Source organism: Streptomyces sp. NPDC025651 (assembly GCF_055558735.1).
The window spans coordinates 1,626,073-1,642,319 of record NZ_JBVHLZ010000001.1; the positions used below are offsets into that span (position 1 = coordinate 1,626,073).

Below are 16,247 nucleotides of genomic sequence, written 5' to 3' on the forward strand. Positions count from 1 at the left end.
CGGGTGATCAGCCGGCGTCCGGCTCCGTGAGCAGCGGGTACACGCCGTTCTCGTCGTGGTCCTCGCGGCCCGTGACGGGCGGGTTGAAGACACACAGGCAGTGGAAGTCTTCCTTGATCCGCATGGTGTGCTTCTCGTGCCCGTCGAGCAGGTACATGGTGCCGGGCGTGATCGTGTACTTCTCGCCGGTCGTGTCGTCGGTGAGCTCGGCCTCGCCCTTGGTGCAGACGACGGCCTCGATGTGGTTGGCGTACCACATGGACGTCTCCGTCCCGGCGTACAGGATGGTCTCGTGCAGCGAGAATCCCACGCGCTCCTTGGCGAGGACGATGCGCTTGCTCTCCCAGGTACCCGATGCGGCCTTCACATGCCGGTCGGTGCCTTCAATGTCCTTGAACGAACGGACGATCACGGTGAGTCGGTTCCTTTTCTCTTACGTTGCAGAGGGCTGGGCGGTGCGCTCGCTCAGGCGGTCTCGCGTACCGCGCGGGCGAGCGTGCGCAGCCCCTCGTCCAGCTCGTCGGACGTGATCGTCAGCGCCGGAAGGAGCTTGACGACCTCGCCCTCGGGGCCGGAGGTCTCGATGAGCAGGCCCAGTTCGAAGGCCCGCTTCGCCACGGCGCCCGCGCGGTCCTTGTCGTGGAACTCGACGCCCCACACCAGGCCGCGGCCGCGGTACTCCTTGATCGCGTCACGGTTCTCGTCGACGATCGCGACCAGCGCCTGCTCCACCTGCTCGCCGCGGGCGCGGGTCTGCTTCTCCATCGCGGGGCCGTCGGTCCAGTAGGTCTCCAGGGCGGCGGCGGCCGTCACGAACGCGGGGTTGTTGCCGCGGAACGTGCCGTTGTGCTCGCCCGGCTCCCACACGTCGAGCTCCGGCTTGAACAGGCAGAGCGACATGGGCAGGCCGTAGCCGCTGATGGACTTCGACACCGTCACGATGTCCGGCGTGATGCCCGCCTCCTCGAAGGAGAAGAAGGCGCCGGTGCGGCCGCAGCCCATCTGGATGTCGTCGACGATCAGGAGCATGTCCCAGCGCTCGCACACCTCGGCGAGCTTGCGCAGCCACTCGGCGCGGGCCACGTTGATGCCGCCCTCGCCCTGCACCGTCTCGACGATCACGGCGGCGGGCTGGTTGAGGCCCGAGCCCTGGTCCTCCAGGAGCCGCTCGAACCAGATGAAGTCGGGGGTCCTGCCGTCGAGGTACTGGTCGAACGGCATCGGCGTGCCGTGCACCAGCGGGATGCCGGCGCCCGCACGCTTGAACGCGTTGCCGGTCACGGCGAGCGAGCCGAGCGACATGCCGTGGAAGGCGTTCGTGAACGACACGATCGACTCGCGGCCCTTGACCTTGCGGGCCAGCTTCAGCGCCGACTCCACGGCGTTGGTGCCCGTCGGGCCCGGGAACATGACCTTGTACGGCAGGTCGCGCGGGCGCAGGATGATGTTCTGGAACGACTCCAGGAAGGCGCGCTTCGCGGTCGTCGACATGTCGAGGCCGTGCGTGACGCCGTCGCGCTCCAGGTAGTCGATGAGGGCGCGTTTCAACACGGGGTTGTTGTGGCCGTAGTTGAGGGAACCGGCGCCGGCGAAGAAGTCGAGGTACTCGTGGCCGTCCTCGTCGAACATGCGGCTGCCCTGCGCGCGGTCGAAGACCGTAGGCCAACCGCGGCAGTAGCTGCGCACCTCCGACTCCAGGGTCTCGAAGACGCTCAGGTCGGGCTGGGTGATGGTCACAGCGAATCTCCTGGGAGATGAAGAAGTGCGAGGGAGGTGGGGGGTGTTGATGGAAGACCGGGGTGGGGCGGGTGTCCGCCGCCCGCCGTCGCTCAGTGCGGCAGCGGCTCGATGACGTAGAGCACCTCTGGCTCGTGCCCGTCGTCGGGGAACAGGCCCGCGTCGAACAGGACCGTGCGCGCGACCGATGCGCCGTGCCGCCTCGCGTACGAAGTGAAGAGCGCCTCGGAGGCCGTGTTGTCGGGCGAGATGGTCGTCTCCAGGGAGTCGATCACGTGCCCGGCGGCCACATTCGCGGTCAGCCCGTCGAGGAGGGCGGCGGCGAGTCCCTTGCCACGGTGCGGGTGGTCGACGGCCACCTGCCAGACCATCAGGGTGCGGGGCCGCTCGGGCCGGACGTAGCCGGTGATGAAGCCGGCCACCTCGCCGTCGGCGTCCCGCGCCACGACGGAGGTGCGCGCGAAGTCGCGACACCACAGCAGATAGCTGTACGAGGAGTTGAGGTCGAGGACCTTGGAGTCGCGGGCGATCCGCCAGATCGCGGCGCCGTCGGCGACGGCAGGGCTGTCGAGTCGCAGCCCCTCCGGCATTTTCGGGAATTTCGCTTGCAGGTCGGTCGGTAGATCGGCTTGTGCAGCGGTCATGCGGATTGAATTTACCGAGCAATTCCTGGGATTGCATCGGGGGAAGGGGTTACGCCAAGGCGCTTCATGTGTTATCACGCGGGGGTGCGCGCGGGCATGAGACCCCTTGGATTTATGGGTATTTGCCCGGCCCATAACGTACAAATCGGTCTCGATGTGGAGTACGTCACAGAGTCGTAACTCCGGCGAGACGTGCCCGAATTACGTGGTTTGGTGCTGTCGAAATCTTTGTGTTTAGGTCCCGGGAAAGCGGGCAGAAGAATACGGGAAGCTGTGCTGATAAAGGTGCCGATAAAGAATTCGTGAGAATACGCTGAGAAAAGGCGGGGAGGTGCTCTAGGGCGCCGTGAACGCCACATCGGATTCACGTTCCGGTTACGCCGTCGATACGTTCGCGCAAGAGATCCGCATGGCCGTTGTGGCGCGCGTACTCCTCGATGAGATGGATCAGGATCCAGCGGAGGCTGACCGCGTCGCCGCCCATGACCGCCGCCTCCTCGGGGCCCAGCCGCCCCGTGTCGTCGAGCGAACGGCCCGCGCAGATCTCGCGGTTCACCGCGACCTCCCGCTCCCAGACCGCGAGCACCTCGGCGAACGTCCGCGTCCGGTCCAGGGTGAAACCGCTCCGGTCGCCGTAGAGCGGCGGGACGTCCCGCCGGGCGAACACGCGCTGGATCCAGTTCCGCTCCACCTCGGCGAGGTGCTGCACGAGGCCGAACAGCGTCAGCGAGGACGGCTCGGCGCTCGCGCGCAGCGTCTGCTCGTCGTCGAGGCCCGCGCACTTCAGGGCGAGCGTCGCGCGGTGGATGTCGAGCCAACTCGCCAGCATGGCGGGCTCGTCGGCGGTCGGGGGCGGGATGGTGCGGCCGTCCGGAAGTGTCGTCATGGCAGGCACGCTGCCATGGCCGCGGGGCGGCCACCAGGGGTCAGTCGGTGCGCGCCCCGAAGGGGCGCGGGGAACCGCGCGACCGGCCACACCGCGCCCGCGGACAACCGACGGCAAGACGTGGCACATCCCAGGGCACGTCCGGCCGAGCGCTCAGCGCCAGGCGTCCGTCACCGCGCGGCGGGCCGCCTCCAGGTCCACCGTGAGCCCCGCCTCGCCCATCGCGGCGCCCAGAGCGGCGAGCGAGGCGTGCACGACGCCGCGGGTCGCGTCCGGGCCGTAGTGGTTGACCCGGATCATCTCCTCGGCCAGCGCCCCACCCCCGGCGACCAGCGGAAGCACCGGGTCGGCCGCGAGTGCCTTGGCGACGAGCTCCGAGGCGTCGACGCCCGAGGGCGCCCGCAGGGTCGTGGCGACCGGGGCCGCGTCCCCCGCCTCGTACACATACGGCTCCAGACCCCCGCCGAGCGCCAGCGCCCCCGCGCGGGTCGCGGCCGCGGCGGTGGCGTGCCGCGCCATCAGGGCGTCCAGGCCCTCCGTCTCGATGCGCTCCACGCACGCCTCGAGGGCCAGCATCTCCAGCTGGGCGGGCGCGTGGAGGAGGGCCTTGCGGCCGCCGTCGATCCAGCGCTCCTTCCAGTCCAGGAGGGAGAGGTAGGAGCGGCGCGGCGCCTGCGGGTTGGCGGCGACGCGCTGCCAGGCCCGCTCGCTCACGGACACCGCGGAGACGCCCGCGGGACCGCCCATCGCCTTCTGCGCGCCGATCACGCACAGGTCCACACCCCACGCGTCCGGCAGCAGCGGCTCGGCGGCCACCGAGGCGACGGCGTCCAGCATGAACAGCGCGCCGTGCTCGCGCACCACCTCACCGATCTCCGCGACGGGGTTGGTGTTGCCGGTCGCCGCCTCCGCGTGCACCAGCGAGACGAAGTCGATCTCCGGGTGCTCGGTGAACGCCTGGCGCACCTGGTCGGCGGTGACGGCGGTGTGGAAGGGGACCGCGAGGTCGATCACCGTCGCGCCGCAGTCCCGCAGCCAGTTCCCGAAGGTCTGGCCGTACGGTCCCGTGATCACGTTCAGCGCGGTCGTGCCCGGCCGTGCGGCGCCCCGGATGCACCCCTCCAGGGGCAGCAGGGCCTCACCCTGCATGATCACGACGTCCTGCTCGGTGTCGAGCAGCCGGGCCACCCGCGCCTCGATGGCGGCGAAGTGCTGGGCGCTCAGCGGCGCCAGGTCCAGAAAGGGGTGCGTCACAGTACTGCTCACGTCACTGCTCACTTCGCTCACGAGTTCGTTCGGCCACGGTTTCGGGCTGCGCTACCGAGCGTACCGGCCGCCTTTTAGGCTGCTGCTCATGAGCGATCACGCGGTGCTGCACGTGAAGGGGCGGGTGCTCGTCGGGCCCGATGACGTACGGGACGAACTGTGGGTGGTCGGGGGGAGGGTGACGTACGACCGCCCCCTCGCCCCGGCGACGGAGACGGTCACCGTGGCGGGCTGGGCGCTGCCCGGCCTGGTCGACGCCCACTGCCACGTCGGCCTGGACGCGCACGGTCCCGTCGACGCCGCCACCGCCGAGAAGCAGGCCCTCACCGACCGGGAGATCGGCGCCCTCCTGATCCGTGACGCGGGCTCCCCGTCCGACACCCGCTGGATCGACGACCGCGAGGACCTCCCGAAGATCATCCGCGCGGGCCGCCACATCGCGCGCACGCGCCGCTACATCCGTAACTACGCCCACGAGATCGAGCCCGAGGACCTGGTCGCGTACGTCGCCCAGGAGGCGCGCCGCGGCGACGGCTGGGTCAAGCTCGTCGGCGACTGGATCGACCGCGAGGTCGGCGACCTGACGGCGTGCTGGCCCCGCGGGGCGGTCGAGGCGGCGATCGCGGAGGCGCACCGCCTGGGCGCCCGCGTCACGGCCCACTGCTTCGCCGAGGACTCGCTGCGGGATCTGGTCGAGGCGGGCATCGACTGCGTCGAGCACGCGACGGGTCTGACCGAGGACACCATCCCGCTCTTCGCGGAGCGGGGCGTCGCGATCGTCCCGACGCTGGTCAACATCGCCACGTTCCCGGACCTCGCGGCGGGCGGCGAGGCGAAGTTCCCGCGCTGGTCGCAGCACATGCGGCGGCTGCACGAACGCCGCTACGACACGGTGCGGGCCGCCTACGACGCGGGCGTCCCGGTCTACGCGGGCACGGACGCGGGGGGTTCCCTCGCGCACGGTCTGGTGGCCGCCGAGGTCGCCGAGCTGACCCTCGCCGGCATCCCCGCGGTGGACGCCCTCTCGGCGACGACCTGGGGCGCGCGGGAGTGGCTGGGGCGGCCCGGCCTCGTCGAGGGGGCGCCGGCGGACCTCGTGGTGTACGAGGCGGATCCGCGGCAGGACGTGCGGGTGCTCGCGGCGCCGCGGCGGGTGGTGCTGAACGGGCGGGTGGTGGGGTGAAGTTGACCTGGGCGTGACGTGGCGCGGGGGTGGGTCGTTGAAATTGCCCCGCAGGGGACCTCGCGTCAACTTCCGTGCGAGGCAGGGGTGGTGCGCGGGTGGCGCCCAGGGGGCGCTCGGAGGCGTGGGGGAACGCACGTGCCTGGAGATTCGAAAGAGAGGTCGGAAACCTCCCTTTGGAGTGAACTCACGCCAGGTTGCTGCTCGTTCACTCTGAGTGCGTAAAGATTCCCGCGTCGTCCTCCGTCGAGGGAGGGCGACGCCTTCGGTGCGCACGCGATGTCCCCATGTGGCGTGCGCCGCCGGTGGCTCCGTTTCTCTTGTGGGGGTTCCACCACTTTGAACAGCAACACGTTCCGCATGCCCGCGCGCCGCCTCTCCGTCGTCGCGATCACCACCGCCCTGGCCGCCGGTCCCGCGGCCCTCGCCGGTGCCGGGTCCGCGCAGGCGACCGGGGGCGGCGGCGACGGCGCGCGCGGCGGACGCGCGGACGCCGTCGTGCTGCGGACCGGGCTCGACGTCTCCCTGCTCAACAAGACCGTGAACGTCCCGCTCAAGGTCGCCCTGAACGAAGTGCAGGCTCCCGCGAGCGCCGAGAAGACGGCGCTGACCGCCCAGCTGGACGGGGTCGACGGCGGGCGGCCGTTCAGCGTGCTGCGGGCCGACGTGGCCACCGCCAAGGCGACCGTGGAGGGCGGCAGGGCGGAGGGGTACAGCAACATCGCGCGGGCCAAGGTGCATGTGCCGGGGCTGCCGCTGCTGTCCCTCGTCGAGGTCGGCCAGGTGACGTCGAAGGCGGTCTGCGCGGCGGGCGAGCGGCCGGTCGCCGAATCGAACCTGCTGGGCGGGGTGACGGTGCTCGGCAAGAAGGTCACGGTGACCGCGGGCGGGACGAGCGAGGTGAAGGTGCCCGGGGTCGGCGACGTGAGCCTCGCCCTGTCGAAGACGCGGACGACCTCGCGTACGGCCGCTGCGTCCGCGCTGGAACTGAAGGTGTCCGTGAACCCCCTGAAGCTGAACGTGGCGGAGGTCGAGGGCACGGTGACGCTGGCGGGGGCGGGGTGCGAGACCCCGGCCAAGGAGAACGGGACGAAGCCGAAGCCGCAGGGCGAGCGGTCGGAGCCGGTGGAGTCGAGGACGGAGCCGAAGACCACCCCGGCCGAGCCGAAGGCCACGGAGGCCAACCTCGCGGAAACGGGCGGCAGTTCACTGACGCCGTACATCGCGGGCGGCGCGGTGGCCCTGCTGGCGGCGGGAGGCGGCGCGGTGGCGCTGTCGCGCCGCAGCCGGGGGTAGTCGCTCGGCGGGGTCCGTGACCGGGGTGGTCGCTCGGCGGGGTCCGTGACCGGGTTGGTCGCTCGGCGGGGTCCGCCGCCGGGGCCGGGGCGTGGGGGTGCGGCCTGTTCGACTGCAGGGCGGGCCCACCCCCGTCCTCGCCCGCCCTCTGCTTCTGAGCGCACCGGCCTGGGGGCGGGGGATGGCCGCCGCGCAGCGGCGGGGCGGGGGATGCCGCCGGGTGACAGGCGCGTCAGGCCCCGCCCCGCTGCGGCGACAACACCTCCGTCAGCGTGGACAGGAAGCGGTCGGACGTCCCGCGGTCCCTGACCGCCACGCGGATCCAGTCGGGCCCCAGGCCGGGAAACGTGTCGCCGCGCCGCACCGCGAACCCCCGCTTCCGAAGCCGCTCGCGGACCCCCGCGGCCCCCGGCACCCGAAGCAGCAGAAAGGGCCCTTCCGCCGGGGTCGCCACCGACACCCCCGCCCGCGCCAACTCCCCGAGCCCGGCAAGGAGATGCGCCCGGTCCGCGGCGATGCGATGCGCCGCGTGCCCCGCCTCCGCCACCGCCCGCGGCCCCACACACGCCCTCGCCGCGACCAACGCAGGCGTCGACACCGGCCACAGCGGCTGCGCCTGCGCGAGGGCGGAGATCGTGTCGGGGGCGGCGAGGACGTAGCCGATCCTCAGCCCCGCAAGACCCCACGTCTTCGTGAGGCTCCGCAGCACCACGAGCCCCGGAACGTCCGTCCGCCCCGCCAACGCCTCCCGCTCACCCGGCACCGCGTCCATGAACGCCTCGTCCACCACCAAGACCCGTCCAGGACGCGCCAGTTCGGCGATCGACGCCGCCGGGTGCAGCACGGACGTCGGGTTGGTCGGATTGCCGATCACCACCAGATCGGCCTCCTCCGGCACCGCCGCCGGATCCAGACGGAAGCCGCCCTCCGCGCGCAGCAGCACCCGCCCCACCTCGTGCCCCGCATCCCGCAAGGCCGCCTCCGGCTCCGTGAACTGCGGGTGCACGACGTACGGATGACGTACCTTCAGCGCCCGCGCCAACAGCACGAACGCCTCCGCGGCCCCTGACGTCAGCAACACCCGGTCCGGCGTCACCCCATGCCGCTCCGCCACCGCCGCCCGCGCGGCCCGCCCGTCCGGATACGCCGCGAGCCCGTCGAGGGACGCGGCGATCACCTCCTTGAGCCAGGCCGGCGGCGTGTCCGACCGTACGTTCACCGCCAGATCGGTGAGCCCCGCGCCGTCGTCCCGCACCTCGGCGTCCCCGTGGTGCCGCAGGTCATGAGCCGCGGCGTCCTCCCGAGGCCGAGGCCGAGGCCGGCCCGCGACCGCGCAGGTCGCCATCGACGGCCGCCCCACCGGCGCCGACTTCCGCTTGGGCACGAGGAGTTCACCGCCCGCCCGCAACGCCGCCGCCTCCGCCACGGACGGCGTCCCCACGGCCGCACGGGAGCGCGCGGTCGGATTCGGCACCGCCACCCGCGCGAGCTCCGCCGCCGGATACGCCACCAGCGGCACCCCGAGCCGCGCCGCCGCCCCCACGATCCCCGGCTCCCCGGCCTTCACGTCGACCGTCGCCAGCTCGGCGACCGCCTCCTCGGTGAAGCCGGCCTCGCGGACCGCGTCCCGTACCAGCCCGAGCACCTCCTCCACGGGAGCGTCCTCGCAGGCGCCGACGCCGACGACGAGAACGGCGTCCGTGCCGGACGGCACCTTTCCGGCACCGGATGCGGCCATGGGGAGGGTCCTTTCGTACGGGATGGGGGGTGAGGGGGGTGAGGGAAGAGGGGGCGGGCGTGGAGAGGGAAGTGGATGTGCGGGGCAGGGGGTCAATCGGTTAGCAAGGGCCCATGGCGGTGTTCGTGGCGCTCGGCGCCTTCCTCATGACCCTGGTGGGCGGCTGGACGGCCCAGCGGGTCACCGACCGGCGCCACCTCGTCCTGGGGCTCGCGGGCGGCCTGATGCTCGGCGTCGTCGGCCTCGACCTGCTGCCGGAGGCGCTGGACGCCGCGGGCGGGCCCGTCTTCGGCGTCCCCGCGGCCCTGCTCCTCTTCGTGGCCGGTTTCCTCGTCGCCCATCTGGTGGAACGCCTCCTGGCGGGCCGCCGCGCCGCGCACGGCGCCGACGAGCACGACCACGGAAGGGTCCCCGAGGTGGGCCTCACGGCGGCCGCCGCCATGGTCGGGCACAGCGTCATGGACGGCGTCGCGATCGGCGCCGCCTTCCAGGTGGGCGGAGGCATGGGCGTGGCCGTGGCGCTGGCCGTCATCGCGCACGACTTCGCGGACGGCTTCAACACGTACACGCTCACCAGCCTGTACGGGAACGCCCGCCGCAAGGCCATCGCGATGCTGTTCGCGGACGCGGCGGCCCCGGTGGTGGGCGCCGCGTCGACCCTGCTCTTCACCATTCCGGAGCAACTGCTCGGCGGTTATCTGGGCTTCTTCGGCGGCGCGCTGCTCTACCTCGCGGCCGCCGAGATCCTGCCCGAGGCGCACCACGACCACCCGGCCCGCTCGACCCTGCTGTGCACGGTGGCGGGCGCGGCGTTCATCTGGCTCGTGGTGGGCGTCGCGGACTGAGCCGCGGCCCGTGCTCACGTCGCGCATCGCCCGACGAAGCGGCGCGCGACACCCGGCTCCGCCGCCCAGTGCGTGTGCAGATAGCTGGCGTGCACGTTCTCCTGTACGAATCCCTCGACACGCCGCTCGGGCTTGTGCAGCCCCCAGGCGGGCGCGGACCCGGCCCCCGGCTCGACGACCGTGCGGTGGAACTCGTGCCCCCGCATCCGCGTCCCCGCGACCGCGAGCACACTGTCCGACACGGCGACGGCCTCGCGGTACCCCAGCGTCAGCCGCTCCGACATCCGTGCGTCGGCATCGAGCACCCCGCACATCGGCTTCCCGTCCAACTCCCGCGAGAGATACAGCAGCCCCGCGCACTCGGCGGCCACGGGCGCCCCGGAGCGGGCGAGTTCGGCGACGGCCTTGCGCAGCGCCTCGTTGGCGGACAGCTCAGGCGCGTACACCTCGGGAAACCCGCCCCCGATGACCAACCCGGCGGTCCCGTCGGGCAGTTGCTCGTCACGGAGCGGGTCGAACGTCACGACCTCGGCTCCGGCGGCGGTGAGCAGCTCGGCGTGCTCGGCGTAGGAGAAGGTGAAGGCGGCTCCGCCCGCGACGGCGATGAGCGGCCTCCCCGGCTCGGCCGGATATCCAGCCCGTCCGGCGCTTGAGGACGAACTCGGCGAAGCCGGTGATCGACCGAGCCCCGTTTGAGGCTCCCACGCCGCACCCGGCAGGGCAGGCGCACTGCGCGCCAGCGCGAGAAGCCCCTCCAGGTCACACCCTTCCCGCACCCGTGCAGCCAGCGCCGCCACCGACTCGACCGCGTCGGACTGCCGCTCGGCGACCGGTACGAGCCCCAGGTGCCGCGAGGGCGCCTGCACCTGGGGAGCGCGGCGCAGAGCGCCGAGAACCGGCACCCCCGCCTCGTCCAACGCCTCCCGCAACAGCGCCTCGTGCCGATCGGAGCCGACCTTGTTGAGGATGACGCCCGCCACCCGCACCTCGGGGTCCCACGAGGCGAAGCCGTGTACCAGCGCCGCCACCGACCGAGACTGCGACGACGCGTCGACGACCAGCACGACCGGCGCCCGCAGCAGCTTCGCGACGTGCGCCGTGGAGGCGAGCTCGCCCTGCCCCGCGGCGCCGTCGTACATCCCCATCACGCCCTCGACCACGGCGAGGTCGCACCCGGCGGCCCCGTGTGCGAACAGCGGCGCGATCAGGTCGGGCCCGCACAGGAACGCGTCGAGGTTGCGCCCCGGCCGTCCGGTCGCGAGCGCGTGGTAGCCGGGGTCGATGTAGTCGGGCCCGACCTTGTGCGGGGAGACGGCGAGCCCGGCCGCCGTGAAGGCGGCCATCAGGCCCGTCGCGACGGTCGTCTTGCCGCTGCCCGACGACGGCGCCGCGATGACGAGGCGAGCTACCACTCGATGCCCCTCTGGCCCTTCTGTCCGGCGTCCATCGGATGCTTGACCTTGGACATGTCGGTGACCAGGTCGGCGAAGTCGATCAGCTTCTGGGGGGCGTTCCGCCCGGTGATGACCACGTGCTGCGTACCGGGCCGGTTCCGCAGCACCTCCACCACCTCGTCGGTGTCGATCCAGCCCCAGTGCATCGGGTAGGCGAACTCGTCGAGGACGTACAGCTTGTACGTCTCCTCCGCGAGGTCGCGCTTGACCTGCTCCCAGCCCTCGCGGGCCTTGTCCTCGTTGGTCAACTCGCCCTCGGCGGGGGCGCGCTGGATCCACGACCAGCCCTCGCCCATCTTGTGCCAGGCGACCGTGCCGCCCTCGCCGGAGGCGCCGAGCACCTTCAGCGCGTTCTCCTCGCCGACCTTCCACTTCGCCGACTTCACGAACTGGAAGACCCCGATCGGCCACCCCTGATTCCAGGCCCGCAGCGCGAGCCCGAACGCGGCGGTCGACTTGCCCTTGCCGATGCCCGTGTGGACGAAGACGAGCGGGCGGTTGCGGCGCTGGCGCGTCGTGAGCCCGTCGTCCGGCACGACACTCGGCTGTCCCTGCGGCATTAAGCGGCCCTCCTCGAAGGCGAGTTCATTCCCTGTACGTCCTTGACGAGCCCCGCGATGGAGTCCGCCCGCAGCTCGTCGAGGGTCACGGCCGTCCCGCCGAGCTCGCCCGCCAGCTGCCGGGCCAGACCGAGCCGTACGTGGCCCGTCTCGCAGTCGACGACCACGCAGGCGACGCCCTCGGCCGCGAACAGCCGCGCCGCGCGCCCGGCACGGGCCACCGGCTCGACGCCTCCGGTGGCGCGCCCGTCCGTCACCACGACCACCAGGGGGCGCCGCGCGGCATCGCGCAGCCGCTCGATCCGCAGCACGTCGTGCGCCTTCAACAGGCCCGCGGCCAACGGGGTCCGTCCGCCGGTCGGCAGCGATTCGAGGCGGGACGCGGCCGCGTCCACCGACGACGTCGGGGGCAGCGCCACCTCGGCCTGAGAGCCCCGGAACGTCACGAGGCCCACCTTGTCGCGCCGCTGGTAGGCGTCGAGGAGGAGGGAGAGCACGGCGCCCTTGACGGCGCTCATCCGCTGCCGCGCCGCCATCGAACCCGATGCGTCCACGACGAACAGCACGAGGTTGCCCTCACGCCCCTCGCGCGTCGCCTGCCGCAGGTCGTCGCGGCGTACGACGAGTCCGGCGCCCGAGCGCCCGCGCGCCTTCTGGTGCGGGGCGGCGGCCTGCACCGTCGCCGCCAAGTGCAGCTTGGTCAGGGCGCCTTGGGGGCGGCGTGCACCCGTCGTGCGGCCGTGTTCGGTGCGGGCGCGCGAGCGTCGCCCGGCCGCGCCCTCGCCGATGCCGGGCACGCTCAGCATCTTGGTACGGAAGGGCTCGGCGGCGCGCACGGCCTGCTGCTCGCCGCTTGCGCCGCCCGGGGCCGGGGCGGGCTCCTGCGGGGCCGGCGCCTCGTCGGTGCCCGAATCCTGGCTCTGCGACGGCAGTTCGGGGGAGGGGGACTCGGAGGAGCCGGGAGAGTCGGGGCCGTCCCCGGCCGGCGGCTGCCCGCCGCCTCCGCCAGGACCGTCGTCGGGGCCGCCGCCGTCGGGGTCGTCGTCGCCCTCGGGCGCGTCGTCGGCCTCGTCCTCCCGTGCCTCCTCCAGCGTCTCGTCGAGCTTGTCCTCGTCGAGGCCCGGAGCGTCGAAGGGGTTGCGGCGCCTGCGGTGCGGCAGCGCGAGCAGCGCGGCCTGGCGCACGTCCTCGCTCTGCACGTCGGTGCGGCCCGCCCACGCGGCCAGCGCCGTCGCCGTGCGCGCCATCACGATGTCCGCGCGCATGCCGTCGACCTCGAACGCCGCGCAGGTCGCCGCGATCTGCCGCAGCGCGCCGTCGCCGAGGACGACCTGGGGGAGCAGCGCACGCGCCGCCACGACGCGCGCCCGCAGCGCGGACTCGTCCTCGGCGAAGCGTCCCGCGAAGCCCTCGGGGTCGTCGTCGTAGGCGAGCCTGCGCCGCACGACCTCGACGCGCTGGTCGGTCTCGCGCGAGGCGGCCACCTCGACGGTGAGACCGAACCGGTCGAGCAACTGCGGCCGCAGCTCGCCCTCTTCGGGGTTCATGGTGCCGACGAGCAGGAACCGCGCGGCGTGCCGCACGGACACACCTTCGCGTTCCACGTACGAGGCGCCCATCGCGGCGGCGTCCAGGAGCAGGTCGACCAGGTGGTCGTGGAGGAGGTTGACCTCGTCCACGTACAGGATGCCGCGGTGCGCGTCGGCGAGCAGTCCGGGCTCGAAGGCCTTCACGCCCTCCGCGAGTGCCCGCTCGATGTCGAGGGCGCCGACGAGCCGGTCCTCGGACGCGCCGACGGGCAGCTCCACCATACGGGCGGGCCGCGCGGTGTCTCCGCCCGACTCGTGCGGTCCGTCGGGGCAGTTCGGGTCGGCGGCCGCAGGATCGCACGAGAAGCGGCACCCGGCGACGACGGGCACCTCCGGGAGCAGCGCCGAAAGCGCGCGTACGGCGGTGGACTTGGCGGTGCCCTTCTCGCCCCGTACGAGGACGCCGCCGACGGCGGGCGAGACGGCGTTCAGCAAGAGCGCGAGCCGCAGGTCGTCCTGCCCGACGAGGGCGGTGAACGGGTACGGGGTACTCACAGGGCCTCCTTGGCACGTTCTGGTGCTGCCGACGGCGCGGGCGGTGCTCCGGGCGCGATGAACGGCAGGCCCCCCGGCGCGCCGTTCTCGATCAGGCCCAACAGCGCGTCCGTGTCCGCGTGTTCTTCGATCAGATCGCCGAGCAGGTCGAGCTGTTCCTCGCGCAGCACGCCGAAGCTGGTGTCGGGCGCGGGCACGAAGCGCCGCCCGGCCGCGCGCGCCACCTCGGTCAGGAACCGCCGCCGGAACGCGTCGCTCTCCAGCGACCCGTGCCAGTGCGTGCCCCACACCTCGCCGACCCGGCAGCCGTCGAGGAAGGGTTCCCCGCCCGCGACCTCGGCCACGCCGTGGTGGATCTCGTATCCCTCGACGCGCTCCCCGAGTGCTTCGCCCACCGGCCGCGCGAGGGTCTTCTCGCGGGCGAACCGCACCCGCACCGGCAGCAGTCCGAGCCCGTCCACGGAACCGGCCCGCGACTCGACCTCGTCCTCGATGTGCTCGCCGAGGACCTGGAAGCCGCCGCAGATGCCGAGCACGGGCCGCCCCTCGGCCGCCCGGCGCGCCAGGGCGTCGGCGAGCCCGCGCTCGCGCAGCCACCGCAGGGCGCGGACGGTGCCCCGCGTCCCGGGCACGACCACGAGATCGGCGTCGACGAGCTCCTCGGCCCGGTCCACGAACCGCACGACGACACCCGGCTCGGCGGCCAGCGCGTCCACGTCCGTGAAGTTGGACATCAGGGGTACGGCGCACACGGCGACCCGCAGCACGTCCTCGCCGACCGGGGGCGCGACGACGGACTCCCGCACGGCGCCCCGCAGGGACACCCGCAGCCCGTCCTCCTCGTCGATGCCGAGGCCGTGCTGGAACGGCAGCACGCCGAACGTGCGCCGCCCGGTGAGGCCGTGCAGCATGTCGAGCCCGGGTTCGAGCAGCGACACGTCGCCCCGGAACTTGTTCACCAGGTACCCGGCGACCAGCTCCTGGTCCTCGGCGGCGAGCAGCGCGGTCGTCCCGAAGAACGAGGCGAAGACCCCACCCCGGTCGATGTCCCCGACCACGAGCACGGGGAAGCGGGCGGCGCGCGCGATCCCCATGTTCACGATGTCGGTACGCCGCAGATTGATCTCGGCGGGACTGCCCGCGCCCTCACAGATCACGGCGTCATAGCTGCCCCGAAGCTCCTCCAGGCATCCCACGACGGTGTCGAGCAGCGCCGCCTGGCGCCCCCCGTGGTACCCGCGCGCGCTCATCTCGCCCACGGGCTTGCCCATGAGCACGACCTGACTCGACCGGTCGCTGCCCGGCTTGAGCAGCACGGGATTCATCAGCGCGCTCGGCTCGACGCGGGCGGCCTGCGCCTGCATGGCCTGCGCCCGCCCGATCTCGGCCCCTTCGCGCGTGACGAAGGAGTTGAGGGACATGTTCTGCGCCTTGAACGGCGCGACGGACACACCCTTGCGGGCCAGCCACCGGCAGATGCCGGCGGTGACCACACTCTTCCCGGCGTCAGAGGTGGTCCCGGCGACCAGAAGTCCGCCACTCATGCGTCTCTCCGTTTCCGCCGGGCGGCCGCCACCGCGACCCCCAGCGCCAGCCAGCCGACCCGCCGAGAGAGCCGCACGGCCCGCTCGATGTCCCCGACCCGTACGTCCCGTCCCAAGGCGCCGTTGAGGACGGGGCGATGCTCCACCCGCCCCGCGTACGAGAGGGTCCCACCCAGCCGTACGCCCAACGCCCCCGCGAAGGACGCCTCGACGGGCCCCGCGTTGGGGCTGGGGTGCTTGTGCGCATCCGCACGCCAGGCCCGCACCGCCCCCGAGGGCGAATCCCCCGCGAGAACGGCCAGCACGGCGGTGAGCCGCGCCCCCGGCCACCCCAAGACGTCGTCGGCGCGGGCGGAAGCCCACCCGTACCGCCGGTACTTGGGCGACTTGTGTCCGACCATCGCGTCGAGCGTGTTGACGGCGCGGAAGGCGACGAGTCCCGGCACCCCGCCGACGGCCCCCCACACCAGCGCCCCCACCACGGCGTCGGACGTGTTCTCGGCGACGGACTCGACCACGGCCCGCGCGATCCCGTCCGCGTCGAGCGCCTGAGGATCCCGCCCGCACAGATGCGGCAGCCGCTCCCGCGCGACCTCGACGTCCCCGGCCTCGAGGGCGCCGCCGATGGCCCGCGCCTCACGCCCGAGCGAGGTCCCGCCGACCACGGCCCAGGTCGCGGCGGCGGTCAGCGCGACGGATCCGGCACGTGAGCGGCGTACGAGAGAAGAAGCGAGGGCGGCGGCACCCGCCGCACCCCCGGCACACACCACGGCGTGCAGCGCGCCCCACCCGCGGTGGTCGCGCCACAGCACCCGCTCGACGGCACCCGCCGCACGCCCGAACGCGGCGACCGGATGTCCCCGGCGGGGATCGCCGAGCAGCAGGTCGCCGATGAGGCCGACGGCGGCGCCGTACGCGAAGTCGCGATCGGCACTCATGGGCTCAGCCCGCAGCCGTACTGAGGAGAGAACTCGTACTCAGGAAGGGGAACGGCACCGGGCGGCCGAGCA

General features: G+C 72.9%; 14 protein-coding genes. 3 read left to right on the top strand and 11 right to left on the bottom strand.

All coding sequences use genetic code 11. The annotated features are described in order from the left end of the window. Positions 1-7 precede the first annotated feature (7 nt). From ACZ4D5_RS07585 to ACZ4D5_RS07605, 5 genes are all read right to left on the bottom strand, one after another. Positions 8-412, bottom strand: a complete 405-nt coding sequence (locus ACZ4D5_RS07585; RefSeq protein ID WP_355818633.1) for an ectoine synthase — start codon at positions 410-412, stop codon at positions 8-10. Positions 413-465: 53 nt separating this feature from the next. Further along, entirely contained in the window at positions 466-1,737 is a 1,272-nt protein-coding gene (ectB, locus tag ACZ4D5_RS07590) for a diaminobutyrate--2-oxoglutarate transaminase (RefSeq protein WP_467771377.1), read from the bottom strand. A 92-nt stretch (positions 1,738-1,829) separates the two neighbouring features. Then, complete coding sequence (gene ectA / locus ACZ4D5_RS07595; RefSeq protein ID WP_467771378.1) at positions 1,830-2,381, bottom strand: diaminobutyrate acetyltransferase; 552 nt, start codon at positions 2,379-2,381, stop codon at positions 1,830-1,832. Positions 2,382-2,745: 364 nt separating this feature from the next. Continuing rightward, complete coding sequence (locus ACZ4D5_RS07600) at positions 2,746-3,267, bottom strand: DinB family protein (RefSeq protein WP_467771379.1); 522 nt, start codon at positions 3,265-3,267, stop codon at positions 2,746-2,748. Between the two features lie 153 nt (positions 3,268-3,420). Next, on the bottom strand, positions 3,421-4,521 hold the full coding sequence (locus ACZ4D5_RS07605; protein WP_467771509.1) for a pyridoxal-phosphate-dependent aminotransferase family protein: 1,101 nt from the start codon (positions 4,519-4,521) through the stop codon (positions 3,421-3,423). 100 nt (positions 4,522-4,621) lie between these two features. Here ACZ4D5_RS07605 and ACZ4D5_RS07610 point away from each other — a divergent pair, with 100 nt between their 5' ends. Both ACZ4D5_RS07610 and ACZ4D5_RS07615 read left to right on the top strand, forming a co-directional pair. Beyond that, positions 4,622-5,716, top strand: a complete 1,095-nt coding sequence (locus tag ACZ4D5_RS07610) for an amidohydrolase family protein (RefSeq protein ID WP_467771380.1) — start codon at positions 4,622-4,624, stop codon at positions 5,714-5,716. Positions 5,717-6,055: 339 nt separating this feature from the next. Next, the gene (locus tag ACZ4D5_RS07615; protein ID WP_467771381.1) at positions 6,056-7,012 is read left to right on the top strand and encodes an SCO1860 family LAETG-anchored protein; all 957 of its coding nucleotides are present in this window, start codon (positions 6,056-6,058) and stop codon (positions 7,010-7,012) included. A 232-nt stretch (positions 7,013-7,244) separates the two neighbouring features. On the opposite strand, the gene cobC is transcribed toward ACZ4D5_RS07615, so the two are convergent. Beyond that, on the bottom strand, positions 7,245-8,750 hold the full coding sequence (gene cobC / locus ACZ4D5_RS07620; RefSeq protein WP_467771382.1) for an Rv2231c family pyridoxal phosphate-dependent protein CobC: 1,506 nt from the start codon (positions 8,748-8,750) through the stop codon (positions 7,245-7,247). A 113-nt stretch (positions 8,751-8,863) separates the two neighbouring features. Here cobC and ACZ4D5_RS07625 point away from each other — a divergent pair, with 113 nt between their 5' ends. Then, positions 8,864-9,595, top strand: a complete 732-nt coding sequence (locus tag ACZ4D5_RS07625; RefSeq protein ID WP_467771383.1) for a ZIP family metal transporter — start codon at positions 8,864-8,866, stop codon at positions 9,593-9,595. A gap of 14 nt (positions 9,596-9,609) precedes the next feature. Here the strand turns inward: ACZ4D5_RS07625 and ACZ4D5_RS07630 are convergent, their stop codons facing one another. Genes ACZ4D5_RS07630 through ACZ4D5_RS07650 form a run of 5 tightly spaced genes read right to left on the bottom strand, consistent with a single transcriptional unit; the run spans position 9,610 to position 16,175 of the window. Continuing rightward, on the bottom strand, positions 9,610-11,007 hold the full coding sequence (locus tag ACZ4D5_RS07630; RefSeq protein ID WP_467771384.1) for a cobyrinate a,c-diamide synthase: 1,398 nt from the start codon (positions 11,005-11,007) through the stop codon (positions 9,610-9,612). Then, positions 11,001-11,609, bottom strand: coding sequence for a cob(I)yrinic acid a,c-diamide adenosyltransferase (gene cobO, locus ACZ4D5_RS07635; RefSeq protein WP_362335638.1), 609 nt, complete (start codon positions 11,607-11,609; stop codon positions 11,001-11,003). The genes ACZ4D5_RS07630 and cobO overlap by 7 nt, the downstream gene beginning before the upstream one ends. Further along, positions 11,609-13,693 (bottom strand): putative cobaltochelatase, encoded by a 2,085-nt coding sequence (locus tag ACZ4D5_RS07640; protein ID WP_467771385.1) that lies wholly within the window; start codon positions 13,691-13,693, stop codon positions 11,609-11,611. Before ACZ4D5_RS07640 ends, cobO begins: the two co-directional genes overlap by 1 nt. Then, on the bottom strand, positions 13,690-15,237 hold the full coding sequence (locus ACZ4D5_RS07645) for a cobyric acid synthase (RefSeq protein WP_467771386.1): 1,548 nt from the start codon (positions 15,235-15,237) through the stop codon (positions 13,690-13,692). Before ACZ4D5_RS07645 ends, ACZ4D5_RS07640 begins: the two co-directional genes overlap by 4 nt. Then, a complete protein-coding gene (locus ACZ4D5_RS07650) occupies positions 15,234-16,175 on the bottom strand; it encodes a cobalamin biosynthesis protein (RefSeq protein ID WP_467771387.1) in 942 nt (313 codons plus the stop codon). Before ACZ4D5_RS07650 ends, ACZ4D5_RS07645 begins: the two co-directional genes overlap by 4 nt. Positions 16,176-16,247: the final 72 nt, after the last annotated feature.